Raw genomic sequence first — 19,188 nt, forward strand, 5'->3', positions numbered from 1 at the left:
GCCCGAACAAACGGTGGCCACCCCGGATCCGCCTGGTTCGCGACAGCATTCGCCGGCGTCATTGCGCAGCGTGGCGGACTGGTTGCGCACCACCAACCAGAGCCCCGGGCTGATCGGGCTGGTACGCAAAGCCCGCCGTGCCCTGCCCGGCGATCCCGACTTCGGCGACCCGCTGTCGATGGCCGGTGAGGGCGGTCCGCGTGCCGCCGCCCGTGCGGCCGGTCGCCTGCTGGGCGAACGGGGCGGAGCGTCCCGCGAGGTCGGACTCGGCGCGCTGCAAATGTGGCAGGCGTTGACCGAAGTGGTCTCCCGTCGCCCGGCGAACCCGGAAGTCACGCTCGTGTTCACCGACCTGGTGAACTTTTCGACCTGGTCATTGCACGCCGGTGACGAGGCCACACTCAAGCTCTTGCGTCAGGTGGCACGCGCCATCGAGCCGCCGCTGCTGGACGCCGGCGGCCACATCGTCAAGCGGATGGGCGACGGCACCATGGCGGTGTTCTCCGACCCGCTGGTCGCGGTACGCGCGGTTCTGGAGGCCAAGCGGGCGCTGAAATCCGTGGAGGTCGACGGCTACAAGCCGCGAATGCGGGTGGGGATCCACACCGGGCGGCCGCAGCGGTTGGCCGCCGACTGGCTCGGCGTGGACGTCAACATCGCCGCGCGGGTGATGGAGCGGGCCACCCGCGGCGGAGTGATGGTGTCCGGCGTCACACTGGACTGCCTCAAACAGGAGGATTTGGACACACTGGGAGTGGCCGCCAAGCGGGTGCACCGCCCGGTTTTCGCAGCTAAACCCGCAGGTCTGCCGGCCGATTTGACCATTTATCGGCTCAAGCCGGCCCGCGAAACTGTCAGGGATGTCTCAGGTCTGGACAGTTCGGAAGACGACGACCCGCAGGCATAGTAGATGGCAATGATAATGCGGACCTTGTCGCGGCTGTCGCGCGTACGGATCACCCTGGGCTATGCGGCCCTGTTGGTGGCCGTCAGCGTGGCCCTCGTCGAGCTCGGCCCGCGGGTCCGCGCCCGGGTCATCGCGCAGTCGAGCACCAACTTGCACAACCTCGCGCACGGCCACCTGGGCACCCTGCTCGGCAGCGCGTTCATCACCGACGCCGGTCCGATGTACTTCTGGCTGCCGTGCCTGGTGTGCCTGCTCGCCCTGGCCGAGCTGATCTGGCGTAGCGGTCGGCTGGCGGTCGTGTTCGTCACCGGCCATATCGGCGCGACGCTGTTGGTGGCGTGCGGCCTGACCGCGGCGATCAAGCTGCACTGGCTGCCGCTGTCGATCTCTCGGGCCAGCGACGTCGGGGTGAGCTACGGCGCCGTGGCGGTGCTGGGTGCGCTGACGGCCGCGATTCCGTCCCGCTGGCGGCCGGCGTGGATCGGCTGGTGGGTGCCGGTCGGCCTGGCGGCCGCCGCACTCGGCGAAGATTTCACCGACGTCGGTCACACCGTCGCGCTGATACTCGGCTTGCTGGTCTCTACCCAGTTGACCGGCCCGGCCCACTGGACGCGGGTGCGCTACGCGCTGCTCGCGGTCTCCTCGATGTTCGGATTCCTGATGCTGGCGCACGGCACCTGGTCCATGGCGGGCGCCGCTGCTGCCGGCGCCGTGGGCGCGCTGATGGCTGAGCTGGTCGCTCGCTCGCGCGAGACACGTCGACAGCCGGCACCGACCACGCTGGTGCCGGAGCCCGCACTCAACGGCTGAGGCGTTCGTTAAGGCACGGCGCGCGAGTACAGCCAGGCGTCCCACAGCGGTGCCAGCGACTCGTCGCAATACCCCGCGGCAAGCGCGGTGAAATCGTCGGTGACAACGCTGTCGTGGCTGTAGCGCGTCGTCCACTCCTTGAGCAGCGTAAAAAATTTGTCGTCGCCCAGTTTCTGCCGCAGCGCGTGCAGGGTCAGTGCGCCGCGTTTGTAGACGCGGTCGTCGAACATGTTGCGCGGCCCGGGATCGGTCAGCACCAGATTCTGTGGCGCTTTGCGCAGCTTCTCGTGGTAGTGCTGAGCCCAGTGGTCGGCGTCGGGCCCGCCGCTGTGCTCCGACCACAACCACTCTGCATAGCAGGCGAATCCCTCGTGCAGCCAGATGTCTCGCCACTGCCGTGCCGTCACCGAGTTGCCGAACCACTGGTGGGCGAGCTCATGGGCGACGAGGCGTTCACTGGTCCGCGAGCCGTTGCAATGGTTGGCCCCGAAGATCGAAACCCCTTGCGCTTCAAGAGGAATGTCCAGCGCGTCGTCGGTGACGACGACGGCGTAACCGTTCGCGAGCGGATACGGGCCGAACAGGTCGACGAACAGCGTCATCATCTCCGGCTGACGAGCGAAGTCATGGTCGAAGTTGCGTCGCAGCCGCTCCGGCAGCGCGGCGTGCATCGGCACCGGTGCGGTCGCCAGCTGCACCGCCTCGTACATCCCGATCTGCAGGGTGACCAGATAGGTCGACGTCGGTTCGGGTTGTTCGTAGGTCCACACGGTTTGCGCGGCGCGCCGCCGCCGCGACACCAGCTTGCCGTTGGCGACCACCCGGTAGGGGCTGTCGGCAGCGATCCGGATGCGATAGGACGCCTTGGCGCTGGGATGGTCGTCGCAGGGAAACCACGACGCCGCGCCGTTGGGTTGCCCGGCGACGAGTGCGCCGTTGGTCAGTTCCTCGAAACCGACGTCGCCCCACAGCGATCGGATGGGCCGCGGTGCGCCGCGGTAGTGCACGACGATCGACATCGTCGCCCCGGCCGCCAGCTTCGACGCCAACCGGACGCGCAATTTGCTCATCCGACCGTCGAAGTGGGCCGCACGCTTACCGTTCACCAGCACCTTCGACACCGTCATCGCGTCGGACAGGTCGAGGGAAAAGTTCGTCAACTCGGTCACTGTCGACGCGGTGATCGTCACCGATCCCGACAGCCGGTTGATAGCAACCTTGTATTCCAGGTCCAGGTCGTAGTGCGACACCCGGTAGCCGAAGTTGCCGTTCTTCGGCAGGTAGGGGTCGATGACCGGCGCGCTGGCTGAAACTTTGCGGGGCGCTGCCTTTTTGGCAGTTGATTTCACGCCGCGGTGTCCTCGGCGCCACGCCCGGACTTCTTGCCGGCCTTCTCCTTGGCGATGTCCTTCCACGGCCTGATCGGGTTGCCCTGCCAGCGCGTCGATTGCGGGACCTCGTCGCCGCGTACCACCAGTGACGCTGGGCCGACCGTCACGCCTGCGCCGAGGCGGGCCGACGGCAGCGCGACGCCGTGCGGGCCGAGGGTCGACCCGGATTCCAGCACGACGGCATCCATCCGCATGATTCTGTCGTGGAACAGGTGTGTCTGCACGACGCAGCCACGGTTGACGGTGCTGCCGCGGCCCAGCGTGACCAGATCAGCCTCGGGCAGCCAATAACTTTCACACCACGCGCCGCGGCCGACCTTGGCGCCCAGCGCGCGCAGCCACACGTTCAGCGCCGGTGTCCCACTGGCCGCTCGGGCGAACCACGGGGCCGCAACCGTCTCCACGAAAGTGTCCGCGAGCTCGTTGCGCCACACGAACGGCGACCACAACGGGAATTCGCCCGCCCGGATCCGGCCGACCAGAAGCCATTTCGCGGCGACCGTCACGACAGCCGCGATCCCGCTCGCGGCCAGCAGCACCAGCCCACCGCACAGCGCTGCGCACCAGATACCGAAAATCCTTGTCAGCGCTTGTAATACACCCAGCACCGCCAAGCCGATCGCGACCGTCACCATCATCGGCACCAGCCGCCCCGACTCCACCGTCGCTCGCATGGCCTTCAACCGGAACGACGGCTCGTAGGTGCGGGCGGCGTCGGCCTCGGCGGGCCGCCTGCGCAGTCGCATCGGTGGGCTGCCCAGCCACGACGAACCGCGTTTGGCTTTGGCGGGTGCCGCCGACAGCACCGCGACCAGCCCGTCGTCGGGCACACGGCGGCCGGGCTGGGTGATGCCGGAGTTGCCCAGGAACGCGCGTCTGCCGACCGTCGTGGTGGCCGCGTAGATCCAGCCACCGCCCAGTTCGTACGACGCGACCATGGTGTCGTCGGCCAGAAACGCGCCGTCCTCGATCACGGTGAACTTGGGGGTGAGCAGCACCGTCGAGATCTCGGTGCCGCGCCCGACCTTGGCGCCCAGCAGCCGCAGCCAGGCCGGTGTCAGCAGGCTGGCGTACAGCGGGAACAGGTAGTTGCGTGCGCCGTCCATCAGCCGCTCGGTCGACCACAACTGCCATCCGCCGCGGCTGCGCACCGGGTGGTAGCCGTCGCGCAGCCCGATCGACAGCAGTCGGACCGCGACGACGGTCAGCAACGCGTACACCGCCAGGGCGGCGACCGTCGCGACCGGCGTCCACAGCAGCGCGGGCACCACCGCCTCGGACAGCCGGCGGGTGTGACGGACGGCCACCCCGATCACCCCGAGGCAGGTCGCCAGTCCGATCAGCGGCAGTCCGGCCAACAGCACCGACGTCAGGGCGTACGCCGCGACCCAGTGCGACCGGCGCGCCGGGCGTTCGTCGGGCCACGGGTGATTCACGCGACCGGACTTCACCGCGGGCGAACCCTTCCAGTACTGGCGGCTCTTGACCTTCCCGACGACCCCCGAGCCGGGAGCGACGTCGGCGTTCTTGCCGACGGTCGCGCCGGGCAACAGCGTGGTTCGCGCGCCGATCGTCGCGTCGTTGCCGATCGAGATCGCCCCGACGTGGAACGCGTCGCCGTCGATCCAGTGTCCGGACAAATCCACCTCGGGTTCGACGGCGCTACGGTGCCCGAGCGTCAACAGCCCGGTGACCGGCGGCATCGAGTGCAGATCGACGCCCTTGCCGACATCGGCACCCAGCGCCCGCGCGTAGTACACCAGCCACGGCGCCCCGGCCAGGTTCTCGGCGCCGCTGGCCTCGGCGAGTCGCTCGGCCAACCACACCCGCAGGTGCACCGACCCGCCGCGGCGATAGGTACCGGGCTGCACGTTCGGCAGCAACAGTCGCGCGGCCAGCACCGCGATGCCCATCCGGCCCAGCGGCGTGACGAACACGACGAACGCCGCCGCGACCAGCCACCAGTTCACCGCGACGGTCCACGGCACCAGATGCAGCCGGCGGGCGACGTTGTTCCCGATCGCCAGCCACGTCACCCACTGCAGCGCGGTCAGCGTGGCCAACGGCAACGCCAGCGCGGTCTGCGTGAGCTGCGCCAGCCGCGGGGTCGGCTGGACGACCCGCTCGGTGACCTCCGGCGGGGTCTCGAGCTCGTCGAGGAAGCCGGCGAGCGAGCCCAAGCGCGGATGGTCGTACAGATCGGCGACGGTGACCTGCGGATACCGTCCCCGCAGCGCGGCGACCAGCTGCGCCGCCGTCAGCGAGCCGCCACCGAGGGCGAAGAAGTCGGCTTCCGGGCCCGTCACATCAGCGGCAAGCAGGTCGCGCCACAATCCGGCCAGCCAACCCGTCGTGCCGCTGAGGCTGGGCGCCTGCTCGGTGTCCGAGCCGCCCGGCGGCGGCCAGGGCAGCGCCGCGCGGTCGACCTTGCCCGACGTGCGGGTGGGCAGCTCGTCGACCTGAACAAGCCTCGGCACCAATGCGGCGGGCAGACGCTCGGCGAGCTGTGCTCGCGCGGCGGCCATGTCGAACTGCGGGTCGGCGCTGACGACGTAGCCCACCAGCACCGGTGTGCCCGCCGCGGTCTGGCGGACCGCCGCCGCGCCGCCGCTGACCCCCGCCAGGTGCACCAACGCCGAGTCCACTTCGCCCAGCTCGATGCGACGGCCCCCGACCTTGACCTGATCGTCGGCGCGCCCGCAGAAGATCAGGCCTTCGTGGTCCAGCCTCACCAGGTCGCCGCTGCGGTAGGCCCGTCGCCAGCCCAGCGTCTCCATCGGGGCGTACTTCTCGTCGTCCTTGTCCTTGTCGAGGTAGCGGGCCAGCCCGACGCCGCCGATCACCAGCTCACCCATCGACCCGTGGCTCACCGGCCGGCCGTCGGCGTCGACGACTGCCAGATCCCAGCCGGGCAGCGGAAGTCCGATGCGCACCGGGCCGTCGCCGTCGAGCCGGGCCGCGCAGGCCACCACGGTTGCCTCGGTGGGCCCGTAGGTGTTCCACACCTCCCGACCCTCGACGGCCAGCCGCGCGGCCAGCTCCGGGGGACAGGCCTCACCGCCGAAGATCAACAGCCGCACCGCTTCGAGCGCCTCGGCCGGCCACAGCGCGGCCAGGGTCGGCACCGTCGACACCACCGTGACGTCCCGGGTGACCAACCACGGACCCAGATCCATGCCGCTGCGTACCAGCGATCGCGGTGCCGGGACCAGGCAGGCGCCGTGCCGCCAGGCCAGCCACATCTCTTCGCAGGACGCGTCGAACGCCACCGACAATCCGGCCAGTACCCGATCACCCGGCCCAATTGGGTTGTCCTGCAAAAACATCTGCGCTTCGGCGTCGACGAATGCGGCCGCGTTGCGGTGCGTGACGGCGACACCTTTGGGCGTCCCGGTCGATCCCGAGGTGAAGATGATCCAGGCGTCGTCTCTGGTCAACGGTGCGCCCGCTCGCCAGCCGCGCGACGAACCCGGGCCTCGCGTCATGCCGGTTTCGCCGAGGACTGCCACCACATTGGCCTCACCAAAGACCAAATCGGCACGTTCGTCGGGGTCGTCCGCGTCGACCGGGACATAGGCCGCGCCCGCGGCCAGTGTCGCCAGGATCGCCTCGTACAGGGCGAAGCTGCCCGACGGCATGCGGATGCCGATCCGGTCGCCGCGGCCGATGCCGCGCGCGGCCAGCCACGCGACGCTGGCTTCGATGTCAGTGATGAGCTCGCTGTAGGTGAGCTGCACGGTTCCGTCGTCGATCGCCGCGGCCTCCGGATAGCGCGCAGCGGTCTCGTTCAGGATGTCGATCAGCGTGCGCGGGCTCGGTGCGCGCGGCGACAACAGGTACTGCGCCGGCACGCGATCGGGAGCCTGAGGCATCGCCACCTGTACGAAAATACTCATGCCGGGCCGTTGTGACGGCGGGCGCGCGGACGGCGGGCACGAAAACAGGCTGACGGCTTCGGATCGTCTCCAATGTGACCACATATGATCGGCTCTTGCGTGGCACGCTGTGCCGCGTTCGCCACATACCCTCACCCCGATAAGGAGAGTCGTCGCGTGGGTGACCAGCCCCTCGATCTGTCGCAGGATTCGTTGACCGCCGCGGTCGACGCAGCCCGGGACGCCTTCGCGGCTGCGACCGATCTGGATGCGCTGGCTGGTGCCAAGACTGAGCATCTCGGCGATCGCTCGCCGGTGGCGGTGGCGCGTCAGGCGCTGGGTTCGGTGCCCAAAGACGAACGCGCCGACGCCGGCAAGCGGGTCAACAGTGCCCGCGGTGAGGTGCAGAAGAGCTACGACGACAGGCTGGCGGTATTGCGCGCCGAGCGCGACGCGGCGGTGCTGATCGCCGAGCGCATCGACGTGACGTTGCCGTCCACCCGCCGGCCGATCGGTGCGCGTCATCCGATCACGATTCTCGGTGAGCACATCGCGGACACGTTCATCGCGATGGGATGGGAGCTCGCTGAGGGCCCTGAAGTCGAAACCGAGCAGTTCAATTTCGACGCGCTGAACTTTCCCGCCGACCACCCGGCGCGCAGCGAGCAGGACACCTTCTACATCGCCCCGGACGGTTCCCGTCAGTTGTTGCGCACCCATACGTCGCCGGTGCAGGTGCGGACCCTGCTTGCCCGCGAGCTGCCGGTCTATGTCATCTCGATCGGCCGCACCTTCCGGACCGACGAACTCGACGCCACCCACACACCGGTCTTCCACCAGGTCGAGGGGCTGGCGGTGGACCGCGGCTTGTCGATGGCCCACCTGCGCGGCACTCTCGACGCGTTCGCGCGTGCCGAGTTCGGACCGCATTCGCGGACCAGGATCCGGCCGCACTTCTTCCCGTTCACCGAGCCGTCGGCCGAAGTCGACGTGTGGTTCGAGAACAAGAAGGGTGGCGCCGGCTGGGTCGAGTGGGGCGGCTGCGGGATGGTCAACCCGAATGTGTTGCGCGCCGCGGGGATTGACCCGGACGAGTATTCGGGGTTCGCGTTCGGCATGGGACTGGAACGCACCCTGCAGTTCCGCAACGGGATCCCGGATATGCGCGACATGGTCGAGGGCGACGTCCGGTTCTCGCTGCCGTTCGGGGTGGGTGCCTGATGCGCGTCCCCTACAGCTGGCTGCGCGACGTCGTCAGCGCCGGCGCTCCCGGCTGGGACGTGACGCCCGCCGACCTCGAGCTAGCGCTGGTGCGCATCGGCCACGAAGTCGAAGACGTCATCACGCTCGGCCCGGTCGAGGGTCCGCTGACGGTGGCCCGCGTCGCCGAGATCGACGAGCTCACCGAGTTCAAGAAGCCGATCCGCGCGTGCCGTGTCGACGTCGGTGAAGAGAAGCCGCGCGAGATCGTCTGCGGCGCAACGAACTTTGTGGTTGGCGATCTGGTCGTGGTGGCCCTGCCCGGCACCACACTGCCTGGCGGATTTCACATCGCCACGCGCCAAACCTACGGCCACACCTCCGACGGAATGATCTGCTCGGCCGCCGAACTCGGTTTGGGCGCAGATCATTCCGGCATCCTGGTGCTGCCGCCGGGAACCGCCGAGCCCGGCGCGAGCGGCATCGAGGTGCTCGGACTCGACGACGTGGTCTTCGACCTGGCCGTCACCCCGGACCGCGGCTACTGCATGTCGGTACGCGGGCTGGCCCGTGAGGTCGCCTGCGCCTACGACCTCGACTTCGTCGACCCGGCCGCCGTCGTCGCCGAGCTGCCGCGCAAGGCGGAGGCCTGGCCGTTGACGGTGCAACCCGAGACCGGTGTACGCCGCTTCGCGTTGCGCCCGGTCACCGGAATCGACCCGGCGGCGGTGTCGCCGTGGTGGTTACAGCGACGGCTGTTGCTCAGCGGTATCCGGGCGATCTCGCCGGCCGTCGACGTGACCAACTACGTGATGCTGGAACTGGGTCATCCGATGCACGCCCACGACCTCAACCGGATCACCGGCGCCTTCGCCGTGCGGTTCGCCCGGCCCGGCGAGACGGTCGTGACGCTCGACGACATCACCCGGCAGCTCAACCCGGCCGACGTGCTGATCGTCGACGACGTGGCGACCGCGGCTATCGGCGGCGTGATGGGTTCGGGCAGCACCGAAATGCGCAACGACTCAACCGATGTGCTGCTGGAAGCCGCGGTGTGGGACCCGGCCGCCGTGTCGCGGACCGCGCGTCGGCTGCGCCTGCCCAGCGAGGCCGCGCGCCGCTACGAGCGGGACATCGACCCGGCCATCTCGGTGGCGGCGCTGGACCGCTGCGCCATACTGCTGGCCGACATCGCCGGCGGCGAGGTGTCGCCGAACCTGACCGACTGGCGCGGCGACCCGCCGCGTGACGACTGGTCGCTTCCGCCGATCCGGTTGGCAGCCGACCTGCCCGACCGCACCGCCGGGGTCCGCTATCCGGACGGCACCACGGTCCGGCGGCTGACCCAGATCGGCGCGACGGTCACCGAAGCCGGTGACAGCCTGACGGTGACACCGCCGAGTTGGCGGCCCGATCTGCTGCAACCGGCCGACCTGGTCGAGGAGGTGCTGCGGCTGGAGGGCCTCGAAGTCATCCCGTCGGTGCTGCCGTCGGCCCCGGCCGGCCGGGGCCTGTCCGCCTCGCAGCGCCGCCGCCGGGCGATCGGCAAGTCGCTGGCGCTGTCGGGTTATGTCGAGATCCTCACCACCCCGTTCCTGCCGACCGGGGTGTTCGACGCCTGGGGTCTGGCCGCCGACGATCCGCGGCGCTACACCACGCAGGTGCTCAACCCGTTGGAGGCCGATCGGCAGCATTTGGCTACCACTTTGCTGCCGGGCCTGCTCGAGGCGTTGGTGCGCAACACCTCTCGCGGCATCGTGGACGTCGCACTGTTCGCCGTCGCGCAGGTGGTCAAGCCGACCGAGCAAACCAGGGGCGTCGGGCTGATCCCGGTGCACCGCCGTCCGACCGACGACGAGATCGCCGTGCTCGACGCATCGCTGCCGCACCAGCCCGAACATGTCGCGGTGGTGCTGACCGGGCTGCGGGAGCCGCGCGGCCCGTGGGGCGACGGCCGGCCGGTGGATGCCGCCGACGCGTTCGACGCGGTACGAATCATCGCCGCCGCCAGCGGGGTCGAGGTGACGCTGCGGGCCGCCCAGTACCTGCCGTGGCATCCGGGCCGCTGCGCCGAGATCCGTGTCGGTGAGACGGTCGTCGGGCACGCCGGGCAGCTGCACCCCGCGGTGATCGAACGGTCCGGACTGCCGAAGGGGACCTGCGCGGCCGAACTGGACCTCGACGCCATCCCGATCGGCGATGCGCTGCCCGCGCCGCGGGTATCGCCGTTTCCGGCGGTGTTCCAGGACGTCAGCCTCGTGGTGGATGCCGATGTCGCGGCGCAGGCGGTGCTGGATGCCGTCCGCGCCGGCGCGGGGGAGTTGCTGGAAGAGGTCCGGCTGTTCGACGTGTTCACCGGGCCGCAGATCGGCGCTGACCGGAAATCGCTCACGTTTGCGCTGCGATTCCGCGCGCCGGACCGCACCCTGACCGAAGACGAGGCCAGTGCCGCCCGGGACGCCGCGGTGCGCTGTGCCGCCGAGCGGGTCGGCGCGGTGCTGCGCGCCTGAACCCGCTGCTTGGAATGAGTTTGCATCGGCATGCATAGTCATGCAAGCATGGACGTCATGACGCAGGCGATACGGGTGGCGGTGGCCGGCGCCAGCGGCTACGCCGGCGGTGAGATCCTCCGGCTGCTCCTCGGGCACCCCGCCTACCACGACGGTCGGCTGACGATCGGGGCGTTGACGGCCTCCACCAGCGCCGGCACCGCGCTCGCCGAGCACCATCCGCATCTACTGCCGCTGGCGCAGCGGGTGCTCGAGCCGACCGAGCTCGAGATCTTGGGCGACCACGACGTCGTCTTCCTCGCCCTGCCGCACGGGCATTCGGCGGAGTTGGCCGAACAACTCGGCCCGGAGACGTTGATCGTCGATTGCGGTGCTGATTTTCGCCTCACCGATCCGGGTGCCTGGGAGCGGTTCTACGGCTCCGCACACCCGGGTCACTGGCCCTACGGGCTGCCCGAACTGCCCGGCGGACGCGAGGCGCTGCGCGACACTCGGCGCATCGCCGTCCCCGGTTGCTATCCGACTGCCGCGCTGCTGGCGCTGTTTCCCGCCATGGCCGACGATCTGATCGAACCGGCCGTCACCGTCGTCGCGGTCAGCGGAACGTCGGGTGCGGGCCGCACCGCGAAAACCGACCTGCTCGGTTCGGAGGTCATCGGATCGGCACGGGCGTACAACATCGGCGGGGCGCACCGGCACACTCCGGAAATTGTGCAGGGACTCAGCCTGGTCACCGACCGGGACGTCACCGTGTCGTTCACGCCGGTGCTCATCCCGACCTCGCGGGGCATCTTGGCGACCTGCACCGCGCGCACCCACGCGCCGCTGTCACAGCTGCGGGCCGCGTACGAAAAGGCTTACGATGCTGAGCCTTTCGTGCATCTGCTGCCCGAGGGACAGCTACCTCGCACCGGTTCGGTGATCGGCAGCAACGCCGCGCAGATCGCGGTCGCGGTGGACGAGGACGCGTCGACGTTCGTGGCCATCGCGGCGATCGACAACTTGGTCAAGGGCACCGGTGGCGCGGCCGTGCAGTCGATGAACCTGGCGCTGGGTTGGCCTGAGACCGAAGGCCTGTCGGTGGTCGGGGTGGCGCCGTGACCCGCGCCGACGTGTCGCCGTTGGTTCGTGCGCAGGGTGTGACGGCTCCGGCCGGCTTTCGCGCTGCCGGCATCGCGGCCGGGATCAAGGCGTCGGGCAAGCTCGACCTCGCCCTGGTGTTCAACGAGGGTCCCGATCATGCGGCCGCCGGAGTGTTCACCCGCAACCAGGTCAAGGCCGCGCCGGTGTTGTGGACCTGCCAGGTACTCGCCGACGGCCGGCTGCGCGCGGTGATCCTGAATTCCGGTGGGGCCAATGCCTGTACCGGTCCGGGTGGCTTCCAGGACACCCATGCCACCGCCGAAAAGGTGGCCGCGGCATTGTCGGAGTGGGGTACCGAGACCGGGGCCATCGACGTCGCGGTGTGCTCCACCGGCTTGATCGGCGACCGGCTGCCGATGGACAAAGTCCTCGCCGGCGTGGTGGCGGTGGTGCAGGACATGGCCGGCGGCATCACCGGCGGCGACGAGGCCGCCCGCGCGATCATGACCACCGACACCGTGCCCAAACAGGTTGCGCTGCACCACCCTGCCAACTGGACCGTCGGCGGAATGGCCAAGGGCGCCGGGATGCTGGCGCCTTCGCTGGCCACCATGCTGTGCGTGCTCACCACCGATGCGGTCGCTGAGCCCGCCGGCCTGGACCAAGCGCTACGACGGGCCACCGCGCGGACGTTCGACCGGCTCGACATCGACGGCAGCTGCTCGACCAACGACACCGTGCTGCTGTTGGCCTCGGGCGCAAGCGAGGTCGAGCCGAGCCAAGACGATCTCGACGACGCCGTGCTACGGGTGTGTGCCGACCTGTGCGCGCAACTGCAAGCCGACGCCGAAGGCGTGACCAAGCGGATCACCGTGAGCGTGACCGGTGCGGCGAGCGAAGATGACGCCGTCGTGGCGGCCCGGGTCATCGCACGGGACAGCCTGGTGAAGACCGCGCTGTTCGGTTCCGACCCGAACTGGGGTCGGGTGCTCGCCGCCGTCGGGATGGCTCCGGTACACCTCGACCCCGACCGGATCACGGTGTCGTTCAACGGTTCAGCGGTCTGCGTCAACGGTGTCGGCGCCCCGGGTGCCCGCGACGTCGACCTGTCGGCCACCGACATCGAGGTACTCGTCGACCTGGGCGTCGGCGACTCGCAGGCCGCCATCCAGACCACCGACTTGTCCCACGCGTACGTCGAAGAGAACTCGGCCTATTCGTCATGAGCACCGAGACACTCTCCACCCAAGTCAAAGCGCAGGTCTTGGCCGAAGCCTTGCCGTGGCTCACCCAGCTGCACGGCAAGATCGTCGTCGTCAAATACGGCGGCAACGCGATGACCAACGACACGCTGCGACGCGAATTCGCCGCGGACATGGCCTTTCTGCGCAACTGCGGCATTCACCCCGTGGTCGTGCACGGCGGCGGCCCGCAGATCAGCGCCATGCTCAAACGACTGGGCATCGCCGGCGACTTCAAGGGCGGATTCCGGGTCACCACACCTGAAGTCCTCGACGTGGCACGGATGGTGCTGTTCGGTCAGGTCGGCCGCGAACTGGTCAACATGATCAACACACACGGCCCGTACGCGGTGGGCGTTACCGGTGAGGACGCGAATCTGTTCACCGCGGTGCGGCGCAGCGTTAGCGTCGATGGTGTCGACACCGACATTGGCCTGGTCGGCAACATCGCCACGGTGAACCCTGCGGTCGTGCTGGACTTGATTGCCGCCAACCGGATTCCGGTGGTCTCTACGCTGGCCCCCGACATCGACGGTGTCGTGTACAACATCAACGCCGACACCGCCGCGGGCGCGTTGGCCGAGGCGCTGGGTGCTGAGAAGCTGCTGATGCTCACCGATGTCGAGGGCCTCTACACCCGCTGGCCGGACCGGGATTCGCTGGCCACCAAGATCGACAGCGCCACACTGACACAATTGCTGCCGACACTCGAGAGCGGCATGATCCCGAAAGTCGAAGCCTGCCTGCACGCAGTCAACGCCGGTGTCCCGAGCGCCCACGTGATCGACGGCCGCGTCGAACATTGTGTACTGGTCGAACTTTTCACCGACCACGGGTCCGGCACGAAAGTGGTGAGCGCCAAATGACCCATACGACAGAACTGCAGGACCGGTGGTCCGCGGTGATGATGAACAACTACGGCCTCCCGCCGCTGGCATTGGCCAGCGGCAACGGCGCCGTCGTGACCGACGTAGACGGCAAGTCGTACCTCGACCTGCTCGGCGGCATCGCGGTCAACGTGCTCGGCCACGCGCACCCCGCCATCATCGACGCCGTCACCACACAGATGTCGACGCTGGGTCACACCTCCAACCTCTACGCCGCCGAACCCGGTATAGCGCTGGCCGAAGCACTCGTCGGTCTGCTCGGCACCGACGCCGAGGCCCGGGTGTTTTTCTGCAACTCCGGGACCGAGGCCAACGAGGTGGCCTTCAAAATCTCACGCCTCACCGGCCGGACGAAACTGGTTGCGGCCCAAGGAGGTTTCCACGGCCGGACGATGGGATCGCTGGCGCTGACCGGTCAGCCGTCCAAGCAGGCGCCGTTCGCGCCGCTGCCGGGTGACGTCACACACGTGCCCTACGGCGATGTCGACGCACTGGCCGGTGCGGTCGGTGACGACACCGCCGCGGTGTTCCTCGAGCCGATCATGGGGGAGAGCGGCGTCGTCGTCCCCCCCGACGGTTACCTGGCCGCCGCTCACGAGATCACCGCCGCGCATGGCGCGCTGCTTGTCCTTGACGAGGTGCAGACCGGAATGGGCCGCACCGGAACGTTTTTCGCCCATCAACACGACGGCATCACCCCTGACGTGGTGACGATGGCCAAAGGGCTCGGCGGCGGACTGCCGATCGGGGCGTGCCTGGCGGTCGGCCCGGCCGCTGAGTTGCTCACCCCCGGACTGCATGGCAGCACGTTCGGCGGTAACCCCATCTGCGCGGCGGCAGCGCTGGCCGTGCTGCGGGTGATCGCCGCCGACGACCTGGTGCGCCGCGCCGGGGTGCTGGGAAAGACGTTGAGCCAGAGCATCAAAGCGCTGCACCACCCGTTGGTCGACCATGTCCGCGGCCGGGGCCTGCTGTTGGGCGTGGTGCTCACCGCGCCCGTAGCCACGGACGTCGAGGCGGCAGCCCGCGCCGCCGGGTTCCTGGTCAACACCCCAGCACCCGATGTGATCCGCCTGGCGCCGCCGTTGATCATCACCGAGCGTCAGATCGACTCCTTCGTGACCGCGCTGCCGGCAATCCTCGACACCGCACAGGGGGCGCAATGACCCGGCACTTCCTGCGCGACGACGACGTGACACCCGACGAACAGGCCGAGATCCTCCAGCTGGCGGCCGAATTGAAGAAAGACCCGTTCAGCCGGCGACCGCTGGAAGGGCCCCGCGGCGTCGCCGTCATCTTCGACAAGAACTCCACCCGTACCCGGTTCTCCTTCGAAGTCGGCATCGCTCAGCTCGGCGGGCACGCCGTCGTCGTCGACGGCCGCAGCACCCAGCTCGGCCGCGAGGAGACGCTGCAGGACACCGCAAGAGTGTTGTCCCGCTACGTGGATGCCATCGTGTGGCGGACCTTCGGGCAGGTGCGACTCACCGCGATGGCGTCGACCGCGACGGTACCGATCGTCAACGCGCTGTCCGATCAGTTCCACCCCTGTCAGGTGCTGGCCGATCTGCAGACGCTCGTTGAACGCAAAGGCTCGCTGCCCGGTTTGCGGATGGCGTACTTCGGTGACGGCGCCAACAACATGGCGCACTCGCTGATGTTGGGCGGTGTCACCGCCGGCATCCATGTCACGGTTGCCGCGCCGGAGGGTTTCGCGCCGCACCCGGCGGTGCTCGCTGACGCGCAGCGCCGGGCCGAGTCCACCGGCGCCTCGGTGACGATCACGTCGGATGCGGTCGCCGCGGCGTCCGGCGCCGACGTGCTGGTGACCGACACCTGGACCTCGATGGGGCAGGAGGACGACGGGCTGGATCGAGTGCGACCGTTCCGCCCGTTCCAACTCAACGCGGAGCTGTTGGCTAAGGCAGACTCGGACGTTGTTGTGCTGCACTGCCTTCCGGCCCACCGCGGTCACGAGATCACCGATGAGGTGCTCGACGGCCCGCACAGCGCGGTGTGGGACGAGGCCGAGAACCGGCTGCACGCGCAGAAAGCGCTGCTGGTGTGGCTGCTGGAGCGGTCGACGTGACGCGCTGGCGACGATGCAGAGCGCAGCGATGAGGAGGAGCAGCGCAATGCCCCAGTCGAAGACGTCCCCGGAGATCACCCGGGTGGGGCGACAGGCGCGCATCGTGGCGATCCTGTCGTCGTCCGAGGTTCGCAGCCAAGGTGAGCTGGCCGCGCTGCTCGCTGCCGACGGCGTCGAGGTCACCCAGGCCACGCTGTCCCGCGACCTGGAGGAGCTCGGCGCGGTGAAGCTGCGCGGCGCCGACGGCGGTGTCGGCGTCTACGTGGTGCCTGAGGATGGCAGCCCGCTGCGCGGGGTGTCCGGCGGCACCGCGCGCCTGTCGAGGCTGTTGAGCGAGGTCCTGGTGTCCACCGACGCCACCGGAAACCTCGCCGTGCTGCGCACCCCGCCGGGCGCGGCGGACTACTTGGCGAGCGCGATCGACCGGGCAGCGCTGCCGTACGTCGTCGGGACCATCGCCGGGGATGACACCATCTTCGTGGCGGCCCGCGAACCGATGACCGGCGCAGAACTCGCGGCCACGATTCAAGACCTCACGTAACCGCACTACCAAAGGAGATCAATTCATGTCCGAGCGCGTCATCTTGGCGTATTCCGGCGGTCTGGACACCTCGGTGGCGATCAGCTGGATCGGCAAGGAGACCGGCCGCGAGGTGGTCGCCGTCGCGATCGACCTCGGTCAGGGCGGTGAGGACATGGAGCTCATCCGTCAGCGTGCACTGGACTGTGGCGCGGTCGAAGCGGTCGTCGTCGACGCCCGTGACGAATTCGCCGAGCAGTACTGTCTGCCGACCATCTTGTCCAACGCCTTGTACATGGATCGCTACCCGCTGGTGTCGGCGATCAGCCGCCCGTTGATCGTCAAGCATCTGGTCGAGGCCGCCCGCGAGCACGGCGGCGGGATCGTCGCGCACGGGTGCACCGGCAAAGGCAACGACCAGGTCCGCTTCGAGGTCGGATTCGCCTCGCTGGCACCCGATTTGGAGGTGCTGGCCCCGGTCCGCGACTACGCGTGGACGCGGGAGAAGGCCATAGCCTTTGCCGAGGAGAACGCGATCCCGATCAACGTCACCAAGCGCTCACCGTTCTCGATCGACCAGAACGTCTGGGGCCGCGCGGTGGAAACCGGCTTCCTGGAACACCTCTGGAACGCACCCACCAAAGATGTCTACGACTACACCGAAGACCCGACAGTCAACTGGAACACCCCAGACGAGGTGATCGTCGGCTTCGAACAAGGTGTTCCGGTCTCGATCGACGGCAAGCCGGTGTCGGTGCTGCAGGCCATCGAAGAACTCAACCGTCGGGGCGGCGCGCAGGGCGTCGGGCGCCTCGACGTGGTCGAGGACCGACTGGTCGGCATCAAGAGTCGCGAAATCTACGAGGCGCCCGGAGCGATGGTGCTCATCACCGCGCACACCGAACTCGAGCACGTCACCCTCGAGCGGGAGTTGGGCCGTTTCAAGCGGCAAACCGATCAGCGCTGGGCAGAGCTGGTGTACGACGGCCTGTGGTACTCGCCGCTGAAGACGGCGTTGGAGACCTTCGTCGCCAAGACCCAGGAACATGTCACCGGTGAAATTCGAATGGTGTTGCACGGCGGGCACATTGCGGTCAACGGCCGGCGCAGTGCCGAATCGCTGTACGACTTCAATCTGGCCACCTACGACGAGGGTGACACCTTCGACCAGTCCAAGGCCAAGGGGTTCGTCTACGTGCACGGGTTGTCGTCGAAGCTTGCCGCCCGCCGGGATCTGACCGCCGAAAAGTGAGCACCAACGAAGGATCGCTGTGGGGCGGCCGGTTCGCCGACGGGCCGTCCGACGCGCTGGTCGCGCTGAGTCGCTCCACCCACTTCGACTGGGTGCTGGCGCCTTACGACGTCACCGCGTCCAAGGCGCACGCCGTGGTGCTGTTCAATGCCGGTTTGCTCACCGAGGATCAGCGCGACGGCCTGCTCGCCGGACTGGACAGTCTCGGCGACGACGTCGCCGACGGGAGCTTCATCCCGCTGGTGACCGACGAGGACGTGCACGCCGCACTCGAGCGGGGTCTGATCGATCGGGTGGGGTCCGATCTGGGGGGTCGGCTGCGGGCGGGCCGGTCGCGCAATGACCAGGTGGCCACGCTGTTCCGGATGTGGCTGCGCGACGCGATCCGACGAGTCGCCGACGGTGCGTTGGACCTGGTCAGTGCGCTCGTCGACCAGGCCGCCGCACACCCGAAGGCGGTGATGCCGGGCAAGACACATTTGCAGTCCGCGCAACCGATCCTGCTGGCCCATCACTTGCTGGCGCACGCCCATCCGCTGCTGCGCGACGTCGACCGTATCGTCGATCTCGATGCGCGCACCGCGATATCCCCGTACGGCTCTGGGGCACTGGCCGGCTCGTCGCTGGGCCTGGACCCCGACGCGATCGCCGCGCAGCTCGGCTTCACCGCGGCGGCCGACAACTCCATCGACGCCACCGCGTCCCGGGACTTCGCGGCCGAGGCGGCTTTCGTGTTCGCGATGATCGGCGTCGATCTGTCGCGCCTCGCCGAAGACATTATCCTATGGAGTTCAACCGAATTCGGCTACGTCACCCTGCACGACTCCTGGTCGACGGGCAGTTCGATCATGCCGCAGAAGAAGAATCCCGACATCGCCGAGCTGGCACGTGGCAAGTCCGGCCGGCTGATCGGAAACCTGGCCGGCCTGCTGGCGACGCTGAAGGCTCAGCCGCTCGCCTATAACCGCGACCTGCAGGAGGACAAGGAGCCGGTCTTCGACTCGGTGGCGCAGCTGGAGCTGCTGCTGCCGGCGATGGCAGGCCTGGTGAGCACCTTGACGTTCGACGTGGAACGGATGGCGGCACTGGCAACGGCTGGCTATACCTTGGCCACGGACATCGCCGAATGGCTTGTGCGCCAGGGTGTTGCGTTCCGCGACGCCCACGAGGCCGCTGGGGCGGCGGTGCAGATCGCCGAGAAGCTCGGCGTAGGGCTCGAAGACTTGACCGACGATCAGCTCGCTGCGGTCAGCGACGCGCTGACTCCGGCGGTTCGAGAAGTGCTGACCGTCGAGGGCTCGGTGTCGTCGCGCGACGCCCGGGGCGGCACCGCGCCGGCGCGAGTCGCCCGCCAGGTCGAATCGGTGCGTGCTAACGCAGAACGGCTTCGAGCACAGTTGAGTCGCTGATACCGGCAACATCC

Annotated in this window: 14 protein-coding genes; 12 read left to right on the forward strand and 2 right to left on the reverse strand. The window is 68.8% G+C overall.

Translation table 11 applies throughout. The features are described 5' to 3' along the window. Positions 1–61: 61 nt before the first annotated feature. Both G6N27_RS03385 and G6N27_RS03390 read left to right on the forward strand, forming a co-directional pair. Complete coding sequence (locus G6N27_RS03385; protein WP_269474264.1) at positions 62–907, forward strand: adenylate/guanylate cyclase domain-containing protein; 846 nt, start codon at positions 62–64, stop codon at positions 905–907. A 9-nt stretch (positions 908–916) separates the two neighbouring features. After that, positions 917–1,717 carry a rhomboid-like protein gene (locus G6N27_RS03390; protein ID WP_232065219.1) on the forward strand — a complete coding sequence of 267 codons (801 nt, stop codon included), beginning with the start codon at positions 917–919 and terminating at the stop codon, positions 1,715–1,717. 8 nt (positions 1,718–1,725) lie between these two features. Here the strand turns inward: G6N27_RS03390 and G6N27_RS03395 are convergent, their stop codons facing one another. Together G6N27_RS03395 and G6N27_RS03400 are read right to left on the reverse strand one after the other, a co-directional pair. Beyond that, entirely contained in the window at positions 1,726–3,066 is a 1,341-nt protein-coding gene (locus G6N27_RS03395) for a M1 family metallopeptidase (RefSeq protein ID WP_163775074.1), read from the reverse strand. Next, positions 3,063–7,004 carry a Pls/PosA family non-ribosomal peptide synthetase gene (locus tag G6N27_RS03400; protein WP_372513032.1) on the reverse strand — a complete coding sequence of 1,314 codons (3,942 nt, stop codon included), beginning with the start codon at positions 7,002–7,004 and terminating at the stop codon, positions 3,063–3,065. Before G6N27_RS03400 ends, G6N27_RS03395 begins: the two co-directional genes overlap by 4 nt. A gap of 156 nt (positions 7,005–7,160) precedes the next feature. On the opposite strand from G6N27_RS03400, the gene pheS reads away from it, so the two are divergent. The 10 genes from pheS to argH are packed head-to-tail and all read left to right on the forward strand — an operon-like array spanning position 7,161 to position 19,174. Beyond that, positions 7,161–8,204 carry a phenylalanine--tRNA ligase subunit alpha gene (pheS, locus tag G6N27_RS03405; protein ID WP_179963341.1) on the forward strand — a complete coding sequence of 348 codons (1,044 nt, stop codon included), beginning with the start codon at positions 7,161–7,163 and terminating at the stop codon, positions 8,202–8,204. Continuing rightward, entirely contained in the window at positions 8,204–10,693 is a 2,490-nt protein-coding gene (gene pheT, locus G6N27_RS03410) for a phenylalanine--tRNA ligase subunit beta (RefSeq protein ID WP_163775076.1), read from the forward strand. The genes pheS and pheT overlap by 1 nt, the downstream gene beginning before the upstream one ends. 57 nt (positions 10,694–10,750) lie before the next feature. Then, positions 10,751–11,794: an N-acetyl-gamma-glutamyl-phosphate reductase gene (gene argC / locus G6N27_RS03415; protein WP_197746521.1), complete on the forward strand. Its 1,044-nt coding sequence runs from the start codon at positions 10,751–10,753 to the stop codon at positions 11,792–11,794. Continuing rightward, positions 11,791–13,002 carry a bifunctional glutamate N-acetyltransferase/amino-acid acetyltransferase ArgJ gene (gene argJ, locus G6N27_RS03420; protein WP_179963342.1) on the forward strand — a complete coding sequence of 404 codons (1,212 nt, stop codon included), beginning with the start codon at positions 11,791–11,793 and terminating at the stop codon, positions 13,000–13,002. Before argC ends, argJ begins: the two co-directional genes overlap by 4 nt. Then, positions 12,999–13,883, forward strand: a complete 885-nt coding sequence (argB, locus tag G6N27_RS03425; protein ID WP_163775078.1) for an acetylglutamate kinase — start codon at positions 12,999–13,001, stop codon at positions 13,881–13,883. The genes argJ and argB overlap by 4 nt, the downstream gene beginning before the upstream one ends. Next, positions 13,880–15,070 (forward strand): acetylornithine transaminase, encoded by a 1,191-nt coding sequence (locus tag G6N27_RS03430; RefSeq protein ID WP_163775079.1) that lies wholly within the window; start codon positions 13,880–13,882, stop codon positions 15,068–15,070. The genes argB and G6N27_RS03430 overlap by 4 nt, the downstream gene beginning before the upstream one ends. Beyond that, positions 15,067–15,993 (forward strand): ornithine carbamoyltransferase, encoded by a 927-nt coding sequence (gene argF, locus G6N27_RS03435; protein ID WP_163775080.1) that lies wholly within the window; start codon positions 15,067–15,069, stop codon positions 15,991–15,993. The genes G6N27_RS03430 and argF overlap by 4 nt, the downstream gene beginning before the upstream one ends. A 46-nt stretch (positions 15,994–16,039) precedes the next feature. After that, a complete protein-coding gene (locus G6N27_RS03440; protein ID WP_163775081.1) occupies positions 16,040–16,534 on the forward strand; it encodes an arginine repressor in 495 nt (164 codons plus the stop codon). Between the two features lie 25 nt (positions 16,535–16,559). Beyond that, positions 16,560–17,765 (forward strand): argininosuccinate synthase, encoded by a 1,206-nt coding sequence (locus tag G6N27_RS03445; protein WP_163775082.1) that lies wholly within the window; start codon positions 16,560–16,562, stop codon positions 17,763–17,765. Next, on the forward strand, positions 17,762–19,174 hold the full coding sequence (gene argH / locus G6N27_RS03450; protein WP_163775083.1) for an argininosuccinate lyase: 1,413 nt from the start codon (positions 17,762–17,764) through the stop codon (positions 19,172–19,174). Before G6N27_RS03445 ends, argH begins: the two co-directional genes overlap by 4 nt. The last annotated feature ends 14 nt before the right edge of the window (positions 19,175–19,188 follow it).

This window comes from Mycobacterium cookii (assembly GCF_010727945.1).
Lineage (GTDB): Bacteria > Actinomycetota > Actinomycetes > Mycobacteriales > Mycobacteriaceae > Mycobacterium > Mycobacterium cookii.